Consider the following 15,939-nt stretch of genomic DNA (forward strand, 5'->3'; position numbering starts at 1 on the left):
CGTCATCCCCGCCGGCGCGGGGATGACGGGCAGGGACGAGCGGTCCCTCAACGTTGCTGCTTGAGGTAGTCGATGATGGTCTGCCGCTTGCCGGGGTCCTTGAGGCCGGGGAAGCTCATGCGGTTGCCCGGGACGAGCGCGCGTGGGTTCTCGATCCACTTGTCCAGCGTCGCCGCGTCGAAGGTCAGTCCCGAATTCTTCAGCGCATCGGAGAAACCGAAGCTGCCTTGCGCCGCCTTGGCACCATAGACGCCGTAGAGGTTGGGGCCGAGCTGGTCCGGAGCGCCCTTGACTGCGCTGTGGCAGACTGCGCAGCGCGCAAAGGCGGCAGGCGGTGCGGCCTCGGCAACCTTGACCGGCTCGGCCAGCGGTGTGGCAGCGGGTGCCGGTGCAGGGCTTGGCTTCGGGATCGGCGTGGACCTGGCTTCGAGCGTGGCTGACGGTGTCGGCTCGGAAGTACCGGTCGTCGGCTCCGCCTCAGGCAATGCGCTGGCGACGGGTTCGACCGGGGCAACCGTCGCAGGGGCTGTTTCGGCTGCAGCGGCGCTGACCGTTTGGGTCGGTTCAGGGGCGGCTGTCTCGTTGCCGCCGGAACAACCGGCCAGCACCAACGCCGACAGTCCCGCAGCAAGGTGAAAACGCATGAGATTATCTCCCGGATCTGATGTTGGCGCAGGTTTCGCACGGTCGCCGGGATGGCCGCTATTGCACTTTGGTTCCGTGCAGGACGCGGGAGGAGGAGGAGCAGGGCACGCGGGGCAGGACGGTCAATCCAGCGGGAATTGGTATTCCATACTTTCGGTCCGGTTGTGGACGCATGGCCTTCGGCGTTAACATGCCTCCATCGAATCCGGGCTGAAACCGGGCTCGCTTCAGGGATGAGCAATGGACAATGAGCACGAGTTGCGCCGAACCGTTGTCGGCGAAATGCACTTGCGACGCTGGCCTCTCCTGGAAGCGCCGTCCCTTGTCATCCAACTGGTCCGGGTGCTCGATGCCGGGGACCGTGAGGCTGAGCGCCTGGCGCTGGAAGAGCTGCCTCGAGGGGCCTGGATCGATTGCGCCGACAATCCGCGCCATGTGAAGGGCCTGTTCTCGCCCGGCGTTGCCTTTACGCTGGAACGGCACAGCGAGGCCAGCACGACCACCTTGTTCGTCAGGGATGGCACCCTCGAGGCGCTGTTCGCCCCGGCGCCGGGAAGCGACCTGGAAAAGGCGGTGGCCTGGGCCAATGCCCTGCCGGGCAAGTTGATTCGCGCGACCCGGCTGCTGCTGGTGGAGGACGAGGGCAAGGCGGGTGCGCTCCTGCCGCAGATCGGGATTGCAGATGACGAACTTGTATCCTGCCGTATCGGCACAGGGGAGGCGTTGGACGCCTCGGCGCGGATTTGGTCGGATTTTCGCCTGCGCGAGCAGGGCTTCGGCATCCTCATCGTGGCGGCCAACGGGATGCTGCCCGCGGACCTGACCCGCACCGTGCAGCGCCTGCAGGAACTGGGCAACTATCGCAATCTCGCGCTGCTCGGGCTCCCGGTCGCACGCGAAGGCTGGAAGCGGCTCGATCACATCGAGGCGATGCTGGGCAAGATGAACGGCGCTATCGCGCGGCCCGAAGTGACCGACGATTCGCTGCTGGAAGAAGTGACCAGCCTCTACATGGATCTCATCACCCACTCGGCCGAATGCGATTACCGGATGAGCGCGACCGAGGCTTATGCGACCATCGTCGAGGAGCGGCTGGTCGACCTTAACATCCGTCCATGCCCGGGGCACCTGTCGCTGACCGATTTCACCCAGCGCCGCTTCTTCCCGGCGGTGCGTACCTGCGCTGCCCATCGCCGCCGCGCCGAGCAACTCGCCCAGCGCACCGCGCAGTTCGTTTCGCTGTTCCGCACCCGGATCGAGACGCGCATCGAGAACCAGAACGGGCGGCTCCTCGCCTCGATGGAGCGCAATGCCACGCGCCAGCTGCGTCTGCAGCAACTGGTCGAAGGACTCTCTGTCGTAGCCGTGAGCTATTATGCCCTGGGCCTGTTGGCGAAGCTGCTGGAAGGGGTGGAAAGCGTCGTGCCCGGCCTGCACGCCCACTTCCTGACCGCGTTGATGGTGCCGTTCGTGCTCGCCGCGGTGTGGCTCGGGATCCATCACATGAAGAGACGGATTCTCGAGCCCATGGCGAGGTAGCTTGTGACAATCCATGACAAAGGCTTCCCGGTCACGGGACTGTCACAAGTGCGCGGCATAGGCGCAGGCCATGGATGTTCGCAGTCTCTCGACCGACCAGGGCAACTTGCCGCAGCCGATCCGCCTGGTCGTTCTCGCCGGTCGTCCGCGTAAAGGGACAGATCCGCTCGCGCAGCGCTTCGGTGTGAGCCACAAGTGCCTGATCCCGCTCGCAGGAAAGCCGCTTATCGCGCATGTCCTGCAGACTGCAGTCAGCCACCCGCGGATCGCCAGCCTTGCCGTGTGTATCGAGCGCGACGGCTTCGAGCCGGTCTACGACGTCCTGACGCGTCTGCCCGGGCGCGGAACGGTGGCCCTGATCGAGGCACGCGATTCCCTGGCGGACAGCGTACACGCCGCGGTGGAGGGCTGGGACGGGGCAATCATCGTCACCACCGCCGATCATGCGTTGTTGACCGGGTCATCCATCGATGCCCTGCTCGATACACTGGAAACGGCAGACATCGCCTTTGCCCTGACCCGGCGCGAATGGGTGGAGGAGGCCCATCGCGCAGGCCACGGCCATTATCTCAGGCTGCGCGACGGTGAATTCGCTGCCTGCGACCTTTACGGCATGTCAGGCCGCCAGGCCCTGCGTGCGATCGAGGTGTTTCGCGGCGCCCGGTTCGATCGCAGCGGCCAGCGCATCGCGCGCGCAACCGGGGCGCTTGGCCTGCTGCGGGTCATGCTCGGGCTGGAGACGCTCTATGGTGCGATTGCGCGGGCTTCCCGGCGCCTTGCGCTCAAGGTCGGTGCGGTCATTCTCGGAGATGGCAGCCAGGCGATCGACGTCGATGACGACCGCACATACGCTGTGGTACGCGATCTGCTTGAGACGCGCGAGGCCGAAGGGATCGAGGAAGACGTGCCGCAGCTCGCTGTCGCCTGACGGCGGGGGCACAGCTCTTGCATCGATTTTCAGGATTGCCTGCCAAGGCTGAGGCGGGACTTGTTCCCTTGCCTCAGGCCCCTGAATTGTTTCGCCAATTCAGGGGATGGTGCGGTCGAGAAGACTCGAACTTCCACGGGCTTTCGCCCACAACGACCTCAACGTTGCGCGTCTACCAATTCCGCCACGACCGCTAAATCAAACGGGGCTTGGTTCGCACCAGCCCCGTGGCAGGAGCGCGCCATTAGCAAAGGGATTGGGGGGCTGCAAGCGCTGTTTCCGATAAAAATTCAAGGAGGCGAAATTAATTCGGGGTCGGTGCGCGCGAACCCGCCTTATTCAGGCTTCCAGCCGATCTCGGCAGCGGCAGCTGCCTTGGGAATGTCGGTCAGCGCTTCGTTGATGGTTACCATTTCGCCGGGCGCGAGTTCGCGCTTGGGCGGAACGATTTCCTTTTCGTAGACGATGCGTTCGCGATCGTCGCGCAGGACGACGAGCAGCGAAGGCACGTAGCGCGATTCGCTGCCGATGTTGCTGATCGTGCCGCTGACGCTGAAGAATTCGGTGCCGTCGGGCAGGGGCTTGCGATCCTGCCGCTTGCGCGGGAAGTCCAGCTGCAGGTCGGGCTGCGCCTTGGTGAAGCTCTGGCGCGGGATCGGCACCCAGTTGGGCAGGCCGAACCATGCCACGGCTCCGGTCAGGCTAAGAGTGGCGACTGCGAAGACGCCGGCCGCGATGGTGCCGATCTTGGTCCAGTTGCGGCGCGGACGAAACGGCGGCGAAAAATCGAAGCTGGACGGGGACTCGTCTGCGTAGCGCGCACCGACGGTATCGTCGTAGTAGGAAGAGACCGTGCGCTGCGGTGTCCTGGGCGGTGCCGGCGGCAGCGGGGAATTTTCGCTGGCGAAGCTCGAAGTCCGCCCCGGTGCCACCGGTTCGGGCTCGCGTGCGGTTTCCGGCTCTGCGACGCCTGCGTCGGCCGGGCTTTCATCGGTCGCGCTCTCATCGGCCGCGGGCGTCCGCGCCGGTCGGGGCGGCGGGGTTTCCTGCACCGGGCGCTGGGCCGCGGCCTGCGCTTCGGTTTCGGCCAGGACGAGTTCCGGACCTTCCTGGAACCAGCTATGACGGCATTTGGCGCAACGAACCGTGCGGCCATCCACGCCGATGGCGCTGTCCGGGACGGCGTAGCGCGTAGAGCAGGCAGGACAGGCGATGATCATGGTGTCATGTTATAAGCACGGTTAGCTCGCGCGGGACAAGCTTCGGACATGTGGGTAGGCGGCCCAATGGCCTTTTTTCCACATTCAATGCTCGCTATAGGCCGCAAATCGCCCGTTCGGACCCGGACACACTGACGAACCAGATGAGTATGACTGCGGACGGGGAAATCATTCACTTCGACAACGTGGGGCTTCGCTACGGAACCGATCGCGAGGTTCTCAGCGACTTGAGCTTCACCTTGTTCCCGGGGCGCTTTTACTTCCTGACGGGCGCCAGCGGCGCGGGAAAGACTTCGCTGCTGCGCCTGCTCTATCTTGCCCAGCGCCCTTCGCGCGGGATGATCCGCATGTTCGGGACCGATGCGATCACCATGCCGCGCAGCCGCCTGCCGGGGCTGCGGCGGCGGATCGGCGTGGTCTTCCAGGACTTCCGGCTGATCCCGCACTTGTCCGCCTTCGACAACGTCGCGCTGCCGCTGCGCGTGGCCGGCCACCAGGAAAAGGACCTCGCCGGGCCGGTCCGCGACATTCTCGACTGGGTGGGCCTTGCCGACCGCATCGATGCGCGCCCGCCCACTCTTTCCGGCGGTGAGCAGCAGCGCGTGGCCATCGCCCGCGCCGTGATCGCGCGTCCCGCGATGCTGGTCGCCGACGAGCCGACCGGCAACGTCGACCCGGAGATGGCGCTCAAGCTGATGCGGCTGTTCGAGATGCTCAACCGCCAGGGCACCACCGTCGTCGTCGCGACCCACGATCTCGACCTGCTGCGCAAGGTGCCCGAGAGCCTGATCATGCGGCTCGACCGCGGCCGCCTGTCCGATCCGACCGGAGCGCTGCGCTACCCGCCGAGGAAGATGCAGTGAACCTGCGCACCTTACTGGGCGGCGGGCGCCGGCTGATGGGCCGGGGCGAGGCCGAGCTGATCCCGCAGGGGCGCATGTCCGGGCCGATGCCCTGGGTCATCGCGATCATGGTGGCGATGACGGCCATTGCGCTTGCAGCAGGCCTGGCGCTGGGCAATGCCGTCAGCGCCGCGCGCGCCGAGATCGAGGGCGGCGTCACCATCCAGATCGTCGAGCCGCGCGGTGATTTGCGCGCAAAGCAGGCGAAGCGCGCGGTTGCGGCGATCAAGGACCTGCCGGGCATCGCCGGCCTGAGGCTGGTCCCCCAGACCGAGCTGGATGCCCTGATCGAGCCCTGGCTTGGCACCGGCATCGACGATGCGACGGGCACGGCGATCCCGGTTCCCGCGCTGATCGACGTGCGGCTGGACCGTCAGGCCACGCCAGCCCGGCTTGCCGCGATGGAGCAGGCAGTCATGCCGGTGGCGCCGTCCGCGAAGATCGATGCGCAGTCGAACTGGCTCAAGCCGGTGTTCGACGCGATGGTTTCGCTGCAATTGCTTGCCATGGTGCTTGTCGGCCTGCTGGCGCTTGCGCTCGCCGCGGCGGTGCTGCTGGCGGCCCGCTCGGCGCTCGGCGCGAATCGCGATACAATCGAGATCGTTCACCTGCTCGGCGGTACCGATGCCCAGGTCGCGCGCGTCTTCCAGCGTTCGATCGGCTACGACGCGGCGGGCGGCGGGGCGGTCGGGCTGGTCCTGGCGATGGTGGTTATCTTCGCACTGGGCCGCCGCTTCGCCGGGCTGGGGGCAGGGCTGGTCGATAACGGCGCGTTGATCTGGAGCGACTGGCTGCTCCTTGCACTTGTCCCATTGCTGGCCACATTGCTGGCAATGGTCACGGCGCGGCTCACGGTGATGCACGCCCTGCGCAAGATGCTATAGTACACACAAGATGTTTCGTCGCACGGTCGCATTCCTGTTCCTTGCCTGGCTTTTCGGGTTCCTGTGGTTCGCCATCGCGCTGCCGCAGCCTCTCGACGGGACGAAGACCGATGCGATCATCGTGCTGACCGGCAGCGCCGGACGGATCGAGCACGCGCTGGATGTCCTGAAGGAGGGTGAGGCCTCGCGCCTGCTCGTCTCGGGCGTCGACCGCGAGGTCAAGCCGCGCGAGTTCGCCGCCCAGTTCGGCGTCTCGGACAAGCTGCTCGAATGCTGCATCACGCTTGGCTACAACGCCTACGATACGCGCTCGAACGCGATCGAGGCGGCGCAATGGGTCAGCGAGCACAAGTCGAAATCGGTGCGGCTCGTCACTGCCGACTGGCACATGCGCCGCGCCATGCTGGAAATCTCGCGGGAATTGCCTGCCGGTGTCGAGCTGAAGCCGGACGCGGTATCCTCGCGCCCCAGTCTCGGTGCGCTGTTCCTTGAATATCACAAGCTGCTGGCGCGCTTCGTGCTGAACCTGTGGGGCAAGTGATGCGCAGCACCCCGGCCGACGTCCTGCGCAGTCTCGCGTTCTACGCTGCCTTCTATACCGGCTCGATCTTCTACGTGCTGGGCTTCTTTCTGGCCGCAAGGCTGGGCGAAATGCCGGCACGCCGCGTCGTGCGCGGCTGGTCGCGATACCACCGTGCCTGTGCCCGCTGGCTGCTGGGCATGCGCGTGGTCGTCGAGGGCGAGATGCCCAATGACGGGGTGCTGGTGGCGATCAAGCATGAAAGCTTCTTCGAAGCCATCGACCTGCCTTCGCTGATGGACTGGCCGGTGCCGTTTCCCAAGGCGGAGCTTGCCCGCATTCCCGGCTGGGGCGCTGCGGCGATGCGCTACGGCATCGTCGTCGTCGAACGCGAGGAGGGGGCAAAGGCCCTGCGGGCAATGGTCGCCAATGCCAGGCACTTCGCAGCCAGGGGCAGGCCGCTGGCGATCTTCCCCGAAGGTACGCGCGTTGCGCATGGAACGCGCGGTGAACTGCAATCTGGCTTCGCCGGGGTCTACAAGCTGCTCGGCCTGCCGGTCGTGCCGGTCGCGGTCGACAGTGGACGGCTCTATCACCGGCGCTGGAAAAAACCCGGAGTGATCACCGTGCGGGTGGGCGAGCGGATCGAGGCCGGTCTGCCGCGCAAGGAAGTGGAAGCGCGCGTGACCGAGGCGATCAACGCGCTCAATCGCTGACCAGGCTGACCTGCGGCCCGGGGCGCAGGCGGTGAGGAAAGCAGGATCCCCGCCTGCGCAGGGATTACGGAGGTGATAGCGGTCTCGGCGGCTATGCCACTTCGGAGACTTCCACGCTTTGCGAATTGAGCGTGACCGCACCGTAGCTGGTGAGGAACGAGACGTCTGCGGCGTCGCGGCCCACGCCGATCTTGGCGATGCACTCGGGGCGCGACATGCCGGTGGCGTCGACCATGTGCCAGGCACCGTCCAGGAACACTTCGGCGACGGCGTGGAAATCCTGCGGGTCGACGCCCAGGCCATAGACGCTGGCAAAGCGCGCCGGGATCGCACTGGCGCGGGTGAGCGTGATCATCAGGTGCGCGAAATCGCGGCAGACCCCCTGCCGGGTGACGAAAGTCTGCTCGGCGCAGGTGCTGCTCTCGCTCGATCCGACCACGTAAGTGAGGTGCTGGCCGATCCAGTCGCGGATCGCACCGACGCGCGCGCCGCCCTGCAGCCCGCCGAATTCGGCCTCGACCAGGTTCTGGAAGGTGTCCGATGGGCAGTACCGCGAAGGCATCAGGTAATCGACCGTCTCCCCGGGCAGCAGGTGGGCCGGAACCGCCGCGAGGTCGTCGACACGGGCGAGCATGCGCACCGGTTCCACTGTAGCCTCGTAATGGACCTTCAGCGTTTCTGCCGCTGCCAGCCAGATGCGGTCGCCGATGTTGTCATGCCCGGGGATGCGCGCGAAGTGCTCGACCGGCGGCAGGTCGATATGGGCGCGCAGCACTTTCTGTTCGGGCAGGATGGCCGCCTCGACCTGAAGCAGCACGTCGGCGGGAGCCGGGAGCGAATAGTCGAGCTCGGTACGGATCGATAATTTCATGGGGGCAGGGCTCCGGTGCGGGGGCTGTCCTCCGCTCAAAGCCGGGTAGCCGAAAAAGGTCCTGCGGGCCTCAGATTTTCTTCGTTCCGTTCTCGTGGTCGCCGCGACCGAAGTCGGGGCGGGAATCGTCCTGACCTTCCTGGATGATCGAGCGGCGGATCGCGCGGGTGCGCGCGAACTGCTCGAACAGCGCATTGCCGTCACCCACGCGGATCGCGCGCTGCAAGGCGGTGAGGTCCTCGGTGAAGCGCTGCAACATGGTGAGCACCGCTTCCTTGTTGGTCAGGAAGACGTCGCGCCACATCGTTGGATCGCTGGCGGCGATGCGCGTGAAGTCGCGGAAACCGCCGGCAGAGTACTTGATCACCTCGCTCTGGGTCACGTCCTCGAGATCGGAGGCGGTACCGACGATGGTATAGGCGATCAGGTGAGGCAGGTGGCTGGTCACGGCGAGGACGAGGTCATGGTGCTGCGCGTCCATGATTTCGACATTGGCGCCGAGCGCTTCCCAGAATTCGACGAGCTGCGAGAGCTTGACGAGGTCGGTATGCTCGGGCGGGGTGACGATGCACCAGCGGTTGCGGAACAGGTGGGCAAACCCTGCGTCGGGGCCGGAATTCTCGGTGCCGGCGACGGGGTGGGCCGGGATCACGTAGTGATCGGGCAGGGCTTCGCGCAAGGCCGTCGCGATCGACTGCTTGCACGAGCCGACATCGCTGATCAGCGCGTCCTCGCGTAGGGCGTCCCGCACCTGTGCCGCCGCTTCGCCCATGACGCCGGGGGGCACGCAGAAGATCACGAGATCGGCCTCGCGCACCGCCTCGGCAGGGGTTTCGCAGACCTGGTGGACGAGGCCGCGCTCCGCAGCGCGGGCGCGGGTGGCGGGGTCTAGGTCGAAACCGGTAGTCTGGACCTCGGGCAGGAATTCCTGCGTGGCCAGGCCGATCGATCCACCCTGCAGCCCCAGACCGATGATGGCGACTTTCTTGAAACTCATTTGGCGGCCTGCGCCATGTCGCGCAGGGCATCGGCGATCACATCGAGATCGGCGCGTTTGCCGATGGTAATGCGCAGAGCCTGCGGCAGGCCCTGTCCGGGTAGCCAGCGCACGATGTAGCCGCGTTCGGCAAGGCCGTCGAAGGCGGTCTCGGCGGAGAGCGGGCCCTCGAACAGGATCAGCACGAAGTTCGCCTGGCTCGGCAGCGCGCGCAGGCCATGGTTGCCCAGAGCCTCGATCTTCTCGACGAAGCGGGCCCGCTCGTCGCGGTTGTGTACGCGGCTGCGCTCGACGAACGCGGTGTCTTCCAGCGCGGCAAGCGCCATCGCCTGCCCGGTGCTCGATACGTTGAAGGGCCCGCGGATGCGGTTGAGCGTCTGGATGATGCCCGGCGCGCCGGTGCCCCAGCCGATACGCTCGCCGGCAAGTCCGAAAATCTTGGAGAATGTGCGGGTGACCAGCACGTTATCGTGCGCGGCGGCCAGTGCCATCGCGCCGTCCTCGTCCTCGGGCGCGACATATTCGCCGTAAGCCTGGTCGAGCACCAGCAGCACGTCGGCGGGCAGCGCTGCGTGGAGCCGTGCGATCTCGCCCCTGGGCAGGTAGGATCCGGTCGGGTTGTTCGGGTTGGCGATGAAGACCACGCGCGTCCTGTCCGTCACCAGGGCGATCAGGGCATCGACATCGGTCCCGTAGTCGGCATCGGGGGCTACGACCGGCGTCGCGCCGCAGCGACGCGCGGCAATGTCGTAGACCGAAAAGCCGTAGCGCACGTAGATCACTTCGTCGCCCGGGCCGGCATAGCCCTGTGCGGCGAGGTTGAGCAGTTCGTCCGAGCCGGTGCCCATGACGATCCGCGCCGGATCGATCCCGTGCAACTCGCCGAGCTTGGCGCGCAGCGCCTTGCTGTCCGGGTCGGGATAGAGCGCGGGGGCCTGCGCTCTTGCGGCCAGCGCGGCCTCGCTGGTGCCCAGCGGGTTCTCGTTCGCCGAAAGCTTGATCAGCGGTCGCCCGTCCTTGCCGGAGGATTTGCCCGGTACATAGGCGTGAATCGCCTCGATCCAGGGCTTGGGTTGCGGGGCTTTCGAACGGGTTTCGGTGTCGGTCATCACGCGCGCGCCTTTAACGCAGCGTGGGACCGATTGACAGCCTGTGATTGACAGTTGCCGGGACGTCCCCCACTTGGCGGTTCATTATGGCCACGGCCCGCGACATGGAAACCAGCAAAGTCCTTGAACTGGCGCAGCCTCTTCCGCTTGACGGCGGGCAGAGCCTCGAAGGCGTGCGCATCGCTTACGAGACGCACGGAACCCTCAACGAGGCTCGCGACAACGCGATCCTCATCTGTCACGCCCTGACCGGCGATCAGCACGTCATGTCCGACCATCCCAAGACCGGCAAGCCGGGCTGGTGGGTGCGCATGGTCGGGCCGGGCAAGCCGATCGACACAGACCGGTACTTCATCGTCTGCGCCAATGTCATCGGCTCGTGCATGGGCTCGACCGGTCCGGCGAGCCCTGGCCCGGACGGCAAGCCTTACGGCATGCGCTTCCCGGTCATCACCATCCGCGACATGGTGCGCGGCCACATCGCCCTGCTCGATGCCTTGGGAATCGACCAGCTCCATGCCGTCGTCGGCGGCTCCATGGGCGGGATGCAGGCGCTTTCGCTGGCGGCGAACTTCCCCGAACGCGTGCGCGCCGCGCTGGTCATCGCTTCGACCGCGCGTCATTCGGCGCAGAACATCGCCTTCCACGAAGTGGGGCGCCAGGCGATCATGGCCGATCCCGACTGGCGCGAGGGCGCCTATTACGAGGCCAAGGAGAACGGCGGAAAGGGGCCCGAAAAGGGTCTCTCGGTCGCGCGCATGGCCGCGCACATCACGTATCTGTCCGAAGCCGGGCTGACCGAAAAGTTCGGCCGCCGCCTGCAGGACCGCAGCGAGAAGACCTTCGGCTTCGATGCCGATTTCCAGGTCGAATCCTACCTGCGTTACCAGGGCCTGTCCTTCACCGACCGGTTCGACGCCAATTCCTATCTCTACATCACCCGCGCGATGGACTACTTCGACCTCGCGGAGGAGCATGGCGGGATGCTGGCCAACGCCTTCGCCAGCTCGAAGGCGCGCTTCTGCCTCGTCAGCTTCGATACCGACTGGCTCTATCCCACCTCCGAATCGCGCAATGTGGTCCACGCGCTCAATGCCGCGGGCCTGCCGGTGAGCTTCGTCGAGCTTTCCGCGCCGTTCGGGCACGACTCGTTCCTGCTGGACGTTCCCGCGCTCGATCGCGTCGTCGAAGGATTCCTGAACCAGTGAGCCCGGTGATGAGCAACCTGCGGCCCGACCTTTCCGTGATCGCCGCCAATGTCGCGCCCGGATCGAGCCTGCTCGACGTCGGCTGCGGGGACGGGACCCTGATGCAGGCCCTGCGCGACGAGAAGCAGTGCGACGCGCGCGGGATGGAGCTGAACCCTGCGAACGTGGGCAAGTGCGTGGGCAAGGGGCTGTCGGTGATCCAGGGCGATGCCGACAGGGATCTTGCCTTCTATCCCGACAAGTCGGTCGACTATGCGATCCTCTCGCAGACGCTGCAGACGACGATGCGCCCCGACATGGTGCTGGAGGAACTGCTGCGCATCGGCCGCAAGGCCTTCGTCAGTTTCCCCAATTTCGCCCACTGGCGCGTGCGCCTCTCGCTGTTGTGGGGCGGGCGCATGCCGGTGACCCGGCTGCTGCCGGTCGCATGGTACGAGACACCGAATATCCACCACCTCACCGTCGACGATTTCCGCGCGCTGGTGAAGGAGCGCGGAATTACCGTAGAGGGTAGCTGGTTCCTCTCCGGCGACACCCAGTGCAGTTCGGCGGCCGCGAACTTCCGCGCTGAACACGCGGTGTTCCAACTCTCGCGCAACTGATCGGGTCGGGCCAGCGCCCGGCCTGCGACAGGTTCAGGCTGGCTGAACCGTGTCTTGGATCAAGAGAGGATTGGCCAAGGTTATTCGCTCCATCCGCTCAGGCTGAGTTTGCCGAAGGCCGTGCGCCCACCCGGGGCAGCGCTTAGCGCGCCCCGAGGTCTCCCTTGCCCACCGTGCCCGATGCCATTTCCAGCATCCGGTCGAGGCTCTTCTTAGCGGCGACGCGCAGGCCTTCCTCGATTTCCACGCGCGGCTGCAGGTCGCGCAGGGCGAGGTAGAGCTTCTCCATGGTGTTGAGCGCCATGTAGGGGCAGATGTTGCAGGCGCAGTTGCCGTCGGCACCGGGGGCGCCGATGAAGGTCTTGCCCGGCAGCGCCTTTTCCATCTGGTGGATGATGTGCGGCTCGGTGGCGACGATCAGGGTCTGGCCTTCGAAATCCTGGGCGAACTTGAGGATGCCGCTGGTCGAACCGACGTAGTCGGCGTGATCGATGATGTGCGGCGGGCATTCCGGATGAGCGGCGATAGGCGCGCCCGGGTGCTGCGCCTTGAGCTTGAGCAGTTCCGTCTCGCTGAAGGCTTCGTGGACGATGCACACGCCCGGCCAGAGCAGCATTTCGCGATCGAACTTGCGGCTGAGGTAGCCGCCGAGATGCCGGTCGGGGCCGAAGATGATCTTCTGGTCCTTCGGGATCTGCTGCAGGATCGTTTCGGCGCTGGAGCTGGTGACGATGATGTCGGACAGCGCCTTCACCTCGGTCGAGCAGTTGATGTAGGTCAGCGCGATGTGATCGGGGTGGGCTTCGCGGAACGCCTTGAACTTTTCGGGCGGGCAGGAATCCTCGAGGCTGCAGCCGGCTTCGAGGTCGGGCAGCACGACGATCTTTTCCGGGCTCAGGATCTTGGCGGTATCGGCCATGAACTTCACGCCGCAAAAGGCGATGACGTCGGCATCGGTCGCGGCGGCCTTGCGGCTCAGTTCGAGGCTGTCGCCCACGTAGTCCGCCAGGTCCTGGATTTCCGGCTTCTGGTAGTAGTGGGCGAGGATGACGGCATTGCGCTCCTTGCGCAGCCGCTCGATCTCGGCGCGAACGTCGATGCCGGACAGATCGGCGGGCATTACGGTCATGGTAGGCTTTCCCTCTGGTTCCTGTGCCGGTTTCGTTCCGGTTGCCGGGCCTATCTAGGGATGGAATGCCCGTGTCCCAAGGGGAAAATGCGTCATGCGCTGCCGGTAATGCGCGCCGCCAGTGAAGCCATGAGCGATGTGCGGCCCATTATTTCATAGAGACCGTGGTTTGCCACGACCGCGACCATCGCGATCAGCGTGGCGCGGTGAACGCTGCCCAGCGTCGCCTTGTCGTGGCGTGCCACGATCGCGAGCGTGCCGAGCTGGATAACCATGCCCACGGTCTCGCCCCAGGGGCCGAGTAAGGGCATCGGCAGCAGGCGGCCATAGGCCGGCTCCATCAGCAGCACGTTGGCACCTACGATCAGGCGGCGGTGCACTTCGGTATCGCGCCGGTTCACGATCGCGGCGACCAGCATCGCGACGAACAGGACAAGGCCGATGTGGGTGAGCGCCAGAAAATAGGCGGGCGTGAAGAATGGCGGCACGTGATTCGTGCGGATCGACATGATCGCCGAAAAGCTGCCGAGGATCACGATCAGTGCGGCCAGGGCCAGCGCGATCCGTCCAAACCGGCGATGGCGTGCCGGCTCGCCGCGCTTGATCAGGGTCGGCTGGTAGATGAACAGGCCGAGCCAGCCGACCATGACCAGCGCATGGACGTGGATCCAGATGGGCACGCGCGGGATATCGACGAAGCCGCGTGCGGCCCACTGGAAGAAACCGAAGAGAATGAAGGCGGCAATGCCGATTGCCATCTTCTGCCAGAACGTCAGCGCGTCACTGCGTTCACCTGCAATGCTTGCCACGAATTTCCCCCGCGATTATTTCCTATATCGCGCGGTAATACAGTATTGTTGGTCAGTCTTCCAGATGCGGCGAAGTCAAGTCCGCAATGACCACTCGCCGTTCTCGCTCGTGACCATATCTCTTCTTTCCAGATCAATTAGATGGGCATGTACAGACCGCCCGGCGGCAGGCCAGAGGCGCTCGTCCACGCCCTTGTACATGTGCGGAATCATCTCGCCGATCCGGTGGCGGCCTGCTTCGATCTGGCGAAGGATCTGCTTCTCGCGCTGTCGGCGATGGCCGATCATGCCGCGCACGAGTTGGCGCGGCTTTTCGACCGCGGGGCCGTGCGCCGGGTAGTAGACGGTGTCCTGTTCGCGCCGGTAGAGCGCGGCGAGGCTTTCCATGTAGTCTGACATGTCGCCGTCCGGCGGGGCGACGACGCTGGTCGACCAGCCCATCACGTGGTCGCCGGTAAACAGCGCGCCGGTATCGGGCAGGGCGAAGCACAAGTGGTTCGAGGTGTGGCCGGGCGTTGCTACGGCCAGAAGCGTCCAGCCGTCGCCCGAAACCGCCTCGCCGTCGGTCAGGACCCGGTCGGGACGATAGTGCGCGTCGAAAGCGGCATCCGCGCGCGGCCCGTCGTCTTCCAGCGTAAGCGGGGCGCAGCCGACGATCGGCGCGCCGGTGCGAGCGGCAAGCGGGGCAGCGGCGGGGGAGTGGTCCCGGTGCGTGTGGGTGCACAGGATCGCGCTGACGCGCGCGTCGCCGATGGCGGCCAGGATCGCATCGATGTGTTCGGCCTCGTCCGGGCCGGGGTCGATCACCGCCACATCGCTGCCTGAGCCGACGAGGTACGTCTGGGTGCCGGTGTAAGTGAAAGGCGAAGGATTGCGTGCCAGTACGCGCCGCACGAGCGGGCCGACCTGTTCGGCTTCGGAATAGGGGGCGGCGATGGCGCTTTGCTCGGTCATGGAGGCGATATGGCCCCTGATCGCTGCGCTGTCGAGTTTCCGGCCCGAACGCGGGCCCGATCAGCCGGCCAGCCGTTGTTCGATGCGTTCGCGCAGCCGCTCTATCGCGCTGGGCTCATGGCTTTCGCTCAGGCGCCAGTTGCGATCGAGCCAGAGCAGGCGTTCGTAAAAGCGCCGAGTCGCCTGGACCAGTTCGACTGTTTCGGGCTCGAGCAGGGCCAGCTGCTGCGCATCGGACCGGCGCATTTCGGCCGACAGGCGGCCGTGGCGGCGCAGCTGGTAGTCGGTGATCTCGCCCATGAAGAAGGCCCGGTGATTGAGCAGCCAGGCGATCGCGTGCATCATCCGGGTCGTCGTGCGCAGGCCCTCGCTCGACAGGGCGACGCGCGCGTCGTCCTCGTCGTGTCCGGCCCGCTCCAGCTGGCCGGGCAGCGTGAAGGCATGGCGCACTTCGTCCGAAAGCGTGAGAGCTTCGCAATAGAGCGCTTCGACGATGCGCGGATTTATGGTCAGCGGTTTCGACATTGCATTCGATATTTATGAAGGTCGAATCGCGGGCAACAGCGTCTTGGCAAGAATCCACGGCCCGATTCGGGACTGTCCCTGCGTGGCACGTTTCATGGTTTGCCGATGTTAACTGAAAGGCAGCATTACTCCGCAGAAATCCGTCGAATCAGGCAATTATATCCGGGATTAGGTAATCCTCGATCTGCGCGATCTGATCCTTCAGGATGAGTTTGCGCTTCTTGAGCCTGGCAATCTGCAGCTGATCGGAGGCTCCCGTGGCATTGAGAGCGTCGATGGCAGCGTCGAGATCGCGATGCTCGATCCTCAGGAGTTCTAGGCGCTTGCGCATTTCCTCTTCGGTCACGCCGGAATTCCTCATAAGTTTGCGCGGTTTGGGGC

18 protein-coding genes and 1 tRNA gene are annotated in these 15,939 nt (G+C 65.6%); 8 read left to right on the forward strand and 11 right to left on the reverse strand.

The window, feature by feature from the left end:
- Positions 1–47: 47 nt before the first annotated feature.
- Positions 48–644: a cytochrome c family protein gene (locus tag J3474_RS22590; protein ID WP_242528216.1), complete on the reverse strand. Its 597-nt coding sequence runs from the start codon at positions 642–644 to the stop codon at positions 48–50.
- Positions 645–885: 241 nt separating this feature from the next.
- On the opposite strand from J3474_RS22590, the gene J3474_RS06265 reads away from it, so the two are divergent.
- Together J3474_RS06265 and J3474_RS06270 are read left to right on the forward strand one after the other, a co-directional pair.
- Positions 886–2,184 carry a DUF3422 domain-containing protein gene (locus tag J3474_RS06265; protein ID WP_207093436.1) on the forward strand — a complete coding sequence of 433 codons (1,299 nt, stop codon included), beginning with the start codon at positions 886–888 and terminating at the stop codon, positions 2,182–2,184.
- Between the two features lie 70 nt (positions 2,185–2,254).
- Positions 2,255–3,112, forward strand: a complete 858-nt coding sequence (locus J3474_RS06270; protein WP_207093437.1) for a nucleotidyltransferase family protein — start codon at positions 2,255–2,257, stop codon at positions 3,110–3,112.
- A 107-nt stretch (positions 3,113–3,219) separates the two neighbouring features.
- On the opposite strand, the gene J3474_RS06275 is transcribed toward J3474_RS06270, so the two are convergent.
- Positions 3,220–3,306, reverse strand: a tRNA-Leu gene (locus J3474_RS06275).
- Positions 3,307–3,447: 141 nt separating this feature from the next.
- The gene (locus tag J3474_RS06280) at positions 3,448–4,332 is read right to left on the reverse strand and encodes an MJ0042-type zinc finger domain-containing protein (protein ID WP_207093438.1); all 885 of its coding nucleotides are present in this window, start codon (positions 4,330–4,332) and stop codon (positions 3,448–3,450) included.
- A 149-nt stretch (positions 4,333–4,481) separates the two neighbouring features.
- Here J3474_RS06280 and ftsE point away from each other — a divergent pair, with 149 nt between their 5' ends.
- Genes ftsE through J3474_RS06300 form a run of 4 tightly spaced genes read left to right on the forward strand, consistent with a single transcriptional unit; the run spans position 4,482 to position 7,354 of the window.
- Positions 4,482–5,195 carry a cell division ATP-binding protein FtsE gene (gene ftsE / locus J3474_RS06285; protein ID WP_007013141.1) on the forward strand — a complete coding sequence of 238 codons (714 nt, stop codon included), beginning with the start codon at positions 4,482–4,484 and terminating at the stop codon, positions 5,193–5,195.
- 35 nt (positions 5,196–5,230) lie between these two features.
- The gene (locus J3474_RS06290; RefSeq protein ID WP_207093600.1) at positions 5,231–6,118 is read left to right on the forward strand and encodes an ABC transporter permease; all 888 of its coding nucleotides are present in this window, start codon (positions 5,231–5,233) and stop codon (positions 6,116–6,118) included.
- Between the two features lie 10 nt (positions 6,119–6,128).
- Positions 6,129–6,659: a YdcF family protein gene (locus tag J3474_RS06295; RefSeq protein ID WP_207093439.1), complete on the forward strand. Its 531-nt coding sequence runs from the start codon at positions 6,129–6,131 to the stop codon at positions 6,657–6,659.
- Positions 6,659–7,354: a 1-acyl-sn-glycerol-3-phosphate acyltransferase gene (locus tag J3474_RS06300; protein ID WP_013831986.1), complete on the forward strand. Its 696-nt coding sequence runs from the start codon at positions 6,659–6,661 to the stop codon at positions 7,352–7,354. Before J3474_RS06295 ends, J3474_RS06300 begins: the two co-directional genes overlap by 1 nt.
- Positions 7,355–7,445: 91 nt before the next feature.
- Here the strand turns inward: J3474_RS06300 and J3474_RS06305 are convergent, their stop codons facing one another.
- The 3 genes from J3474_RS06305 to hisC all read right to left on the reverse strand — a co-directional run bounded on the left by J3474_RS06305 (position 7,446) and on the right by hisC (position 10,331).
- Positions 7,446–8,225 carry a transglutaminase family protein gene (locus tag J3474_RS06305; protein ID WP_013831987.1) on the reverse strand — a complete coding sequence of 260 codons (780 nt, stop codon included), beginning with the start codon at positions 8,223–8,225 and terminating at the stop codon, positions 7,446–7,448.
- A 70-nt stretch (positions 8,226–8,295) separates the two neighbouring features.
- Complete coding sequence (locus tag J3474_RS06310) at positions 8,296–9,222, reverse strand: prephenate/arogenate dehydrogenase family protein (RefSeq protein WP_207093440.1); 927 nt, start codon at positions 9,220–9,222, stop codon at positions 8,296–8,298.
- Positions 9,219–10,331 carry a histidinol-phosphate transaminase gene (gene hisC, locus J3474_RS06315; RefSeq protein WP_207093441.1) on the reverse strand — a complete coding sequence of 371 codons (1,113 nt, stop codon included), beginning with the start codon at positions 10,329–10,331 and terminating at the stop codon, positions 9,219–9,221. The genes J3474_RS06310 and hisC overlap by 4 nt, the downstream gene beginning before the upstream one ends.
- A gap of 104 nt (positions 10,332–10,435) precedes the next feature.
- On the opposite strand from hisC, the gene J3474_RS06320 reads away from it, so the two are divergent.
- Together J3474_RS06320 and metW are read left to right on the forward strand one after the other, a co-directional pair.
- Positions 10,436–11,539 carry a homoserine O-acetyltransferase gene (locus J3474_RS06320; protein ID WP_376706512.1) on the forward strand — a complete coding sequence of 368 codons (1,104 nt, stop codon included), beginning with the start codon at positions 10,436–10,438 and terminating at the stop codon, positions 11,537–11,539.
- Between the two features lie 8 nt (positions 11,540–11,547).
- Positions 11,548–12,141 carry a methionine biosynthesis protein MetW gene (metW, locus tag J3474_RS06325; RefSeq protein WP_038575851.1) on the forward strand — a complete coding sequence of 198 codons (594 nt, stop codon included), beginning with the start codon at positions 11,548–11,550 and terminating at the stop codon, positions 12,139–12,141.
- 142 nt (positions 12,142–12,283) lie between these two features.
- On the opposite strand, the gene nadA is transcribed toward metW, so the two are convergent.
- From nadA to J3474_RS06350, 5 genes are all read right to left on the reverse strand, one after another.
- Positions 12,284–13,270, reverse strand: a complete 987-nt coding sequence (gene nadA / locus J3474_RS06330; protein WP_007013150.1) for a quinolinate synthase NadA — start codon at positions 13,268–13,270, stop codon at positions 12,284–12,286.
- A gap of 92 nt (positions 13,271–13,362) precedes the next feature.
- The gene (locus J3474_RS06335; RefSeq protein WP_051010003.1) at positions 13,363–14,079 is read right to left on the reverse strand and encodes a hypothetical protein; all 717 of its coding nucleotides are present in this window, start codon (positions 14,077–14,079) and stop codon (positions 13,363–13,365) included.
- Between the two features lie 75 nt (positions 14,080–14,154).
- Positions 14,155–15,033, reverse strand: coding sequence for an MBL fold metallo-hydrolase (locus J3474_RS06340; RefSeq protein ID WP_207093444.1), 879 nt, complete (start codon positions 15,031–15,033; stop codon positions 14,155–14,157).
- 60 nt (positions 15,034–15,093) lie between these two features.
- Positions 15,094–15,558, reverse strand: a complete 465-nt coding sequence (locus tag J3474_RS06345) for a DUF1465 family protein (protein ID WP_207093445.1) — start codon at positions 15,556–15,558, stop codon at positions 15,094–15,096.
- Positions 15,559–15,706: 148 nt separating this feature from the next.
- Positions 15,707–15,904 carry a YdcH family protein gene (locus tag J3474_RS06350; protein WP_173364724.1) on the reverse strand — a complete coding sequence of 66 codons (198 nt, stop codon included), beginning with the start codon at positions 15,902–15,904 and terminating at the stop codon, positions 15,707–15,709.
- Between the last annotated feature and the right edge of the window lie 35 nt (positions 15,905–15,939).

The sequence above is a fragment of the Novosphingobium sp. PY1 genome, from assembly GCF_017312445.1.
In the GTDB taxonomy this organism is placed as follows: Bacteria; Pseudomonadota; Alphaproteobacteria; order Sphingomonadales; family Sphingomonadaceae; genus Novosphingobium.

Bases quoted from the DNA above. Each gene is read 5' to 3' on its own strand.
- J3474_RS06305 (WP_013831987.1), bottom strand. From the start codon at position 8,225: ATGAAATTATCGATCCGTACCGAGCTCGACTATTCGCTCCCGGCTCCC.
- J3474_RS06300 (WP_013831986.1), top strand. From the start codon at position 6,659: ATGCGCAGCACCCCGGCCGACGTCCTGCGCAGTCTCGCGTTCTACGCT.
- nadA (WP_007013150.1), bottom strand. From the start codon at position 13,270: ATGACCGTAATGCCCGCCGATCTGTCCGGCATCGACGTTCGCGCCGAG.
- J3474_RS06345 (WP_207093445.1), bottom strand. From the start codon at position 15,558: ATGTCGAAACCGCTGACCATAAATCCGCGCATCGTCGAAGCGCTCTAT.
- J3474_RS06295 (WP_207093439.1), top strand. From the start codon at position 6,129: ATGTTTCGTCGCACGGTCGCATTCCTGTTCCTTGCCTGGCTTTTCGGG.
- J3474_RS06340 (WP_207093444.1), bottom strand. From the start codon at position 15,033: ATGACCGAGCAAAGCGCCATCGCCGCCCCCTATTCCGAAGCCGAACAG.
- J3474_RS06265 (WP_207093436.1), top strand. From the start codon at position 886: ATGGACAATGAGCACGAGTTGCGCCGAACCGTTGTCGGCGAAATGCAC.
- J3474_RS22590 (WP_242528216.1), bottom strand. From the start codon at position 644: ATGCGTTTTCACCTTGCTGCGGGACTGTCGGCGTTGGTGCTGGCCGGT.
- metW (WP_038575851.1), top strand. From the start codon at position 11,548: ATGAGCAACCTGCGGCCCGACCTTTCCGTGATCGCCGCCAATGTCGCG.
- J3474_RS06310 (WP_207093440.1), bottom strand. From the start codon at position 9,222: ATGAGTTTCAAGAAAGTCGCCATCATCGGTCTGGGGCTGCAGGGTGGA.
- J3474_RS06320 (WP_376706512.1), top strand. From the start codon at position 10,436: ATGGAAACCAGCAAAGTCCTTGAACTGGCGCAGCCTCTTCCGCTTGAC.
- hisC (WP_207093441.1), bottom strand. From the start codon at position 10,331: ATGACCGACACCGAAACCCGTTCGAAAGCCCCGCAACCCAAGCCCTGG.
- J3474_RS06290 (WP_207093600.1), top strand. From the start codon at position 5,231: ATGGGCCGGGGCGAGGCCGAGCTGATCCCGCAGGGGCGCATGTCCGGG.
- J3474_RS06270 (WP_207093437.1), top strand. From the start codon at position 2,255: ATGGATGTTCGCAGTCTCTCGACCGACCAGGGCAACTTGCCGCAGCCG.
- J3474_RS06280 (WP_207093438.1), bottom strand. From the start codon at position 4,332: ATGATCATCGCCTGTCCTGCCTGCTCTACGCGCTACGCCGTCCCGGAC.
- ftsE (WP_007013141.1), top strand. From the start codon at position 4,482: ATGACTGCGGACGGGGAAATCATTCACTTCGACAACGTGGGGCTTCGC.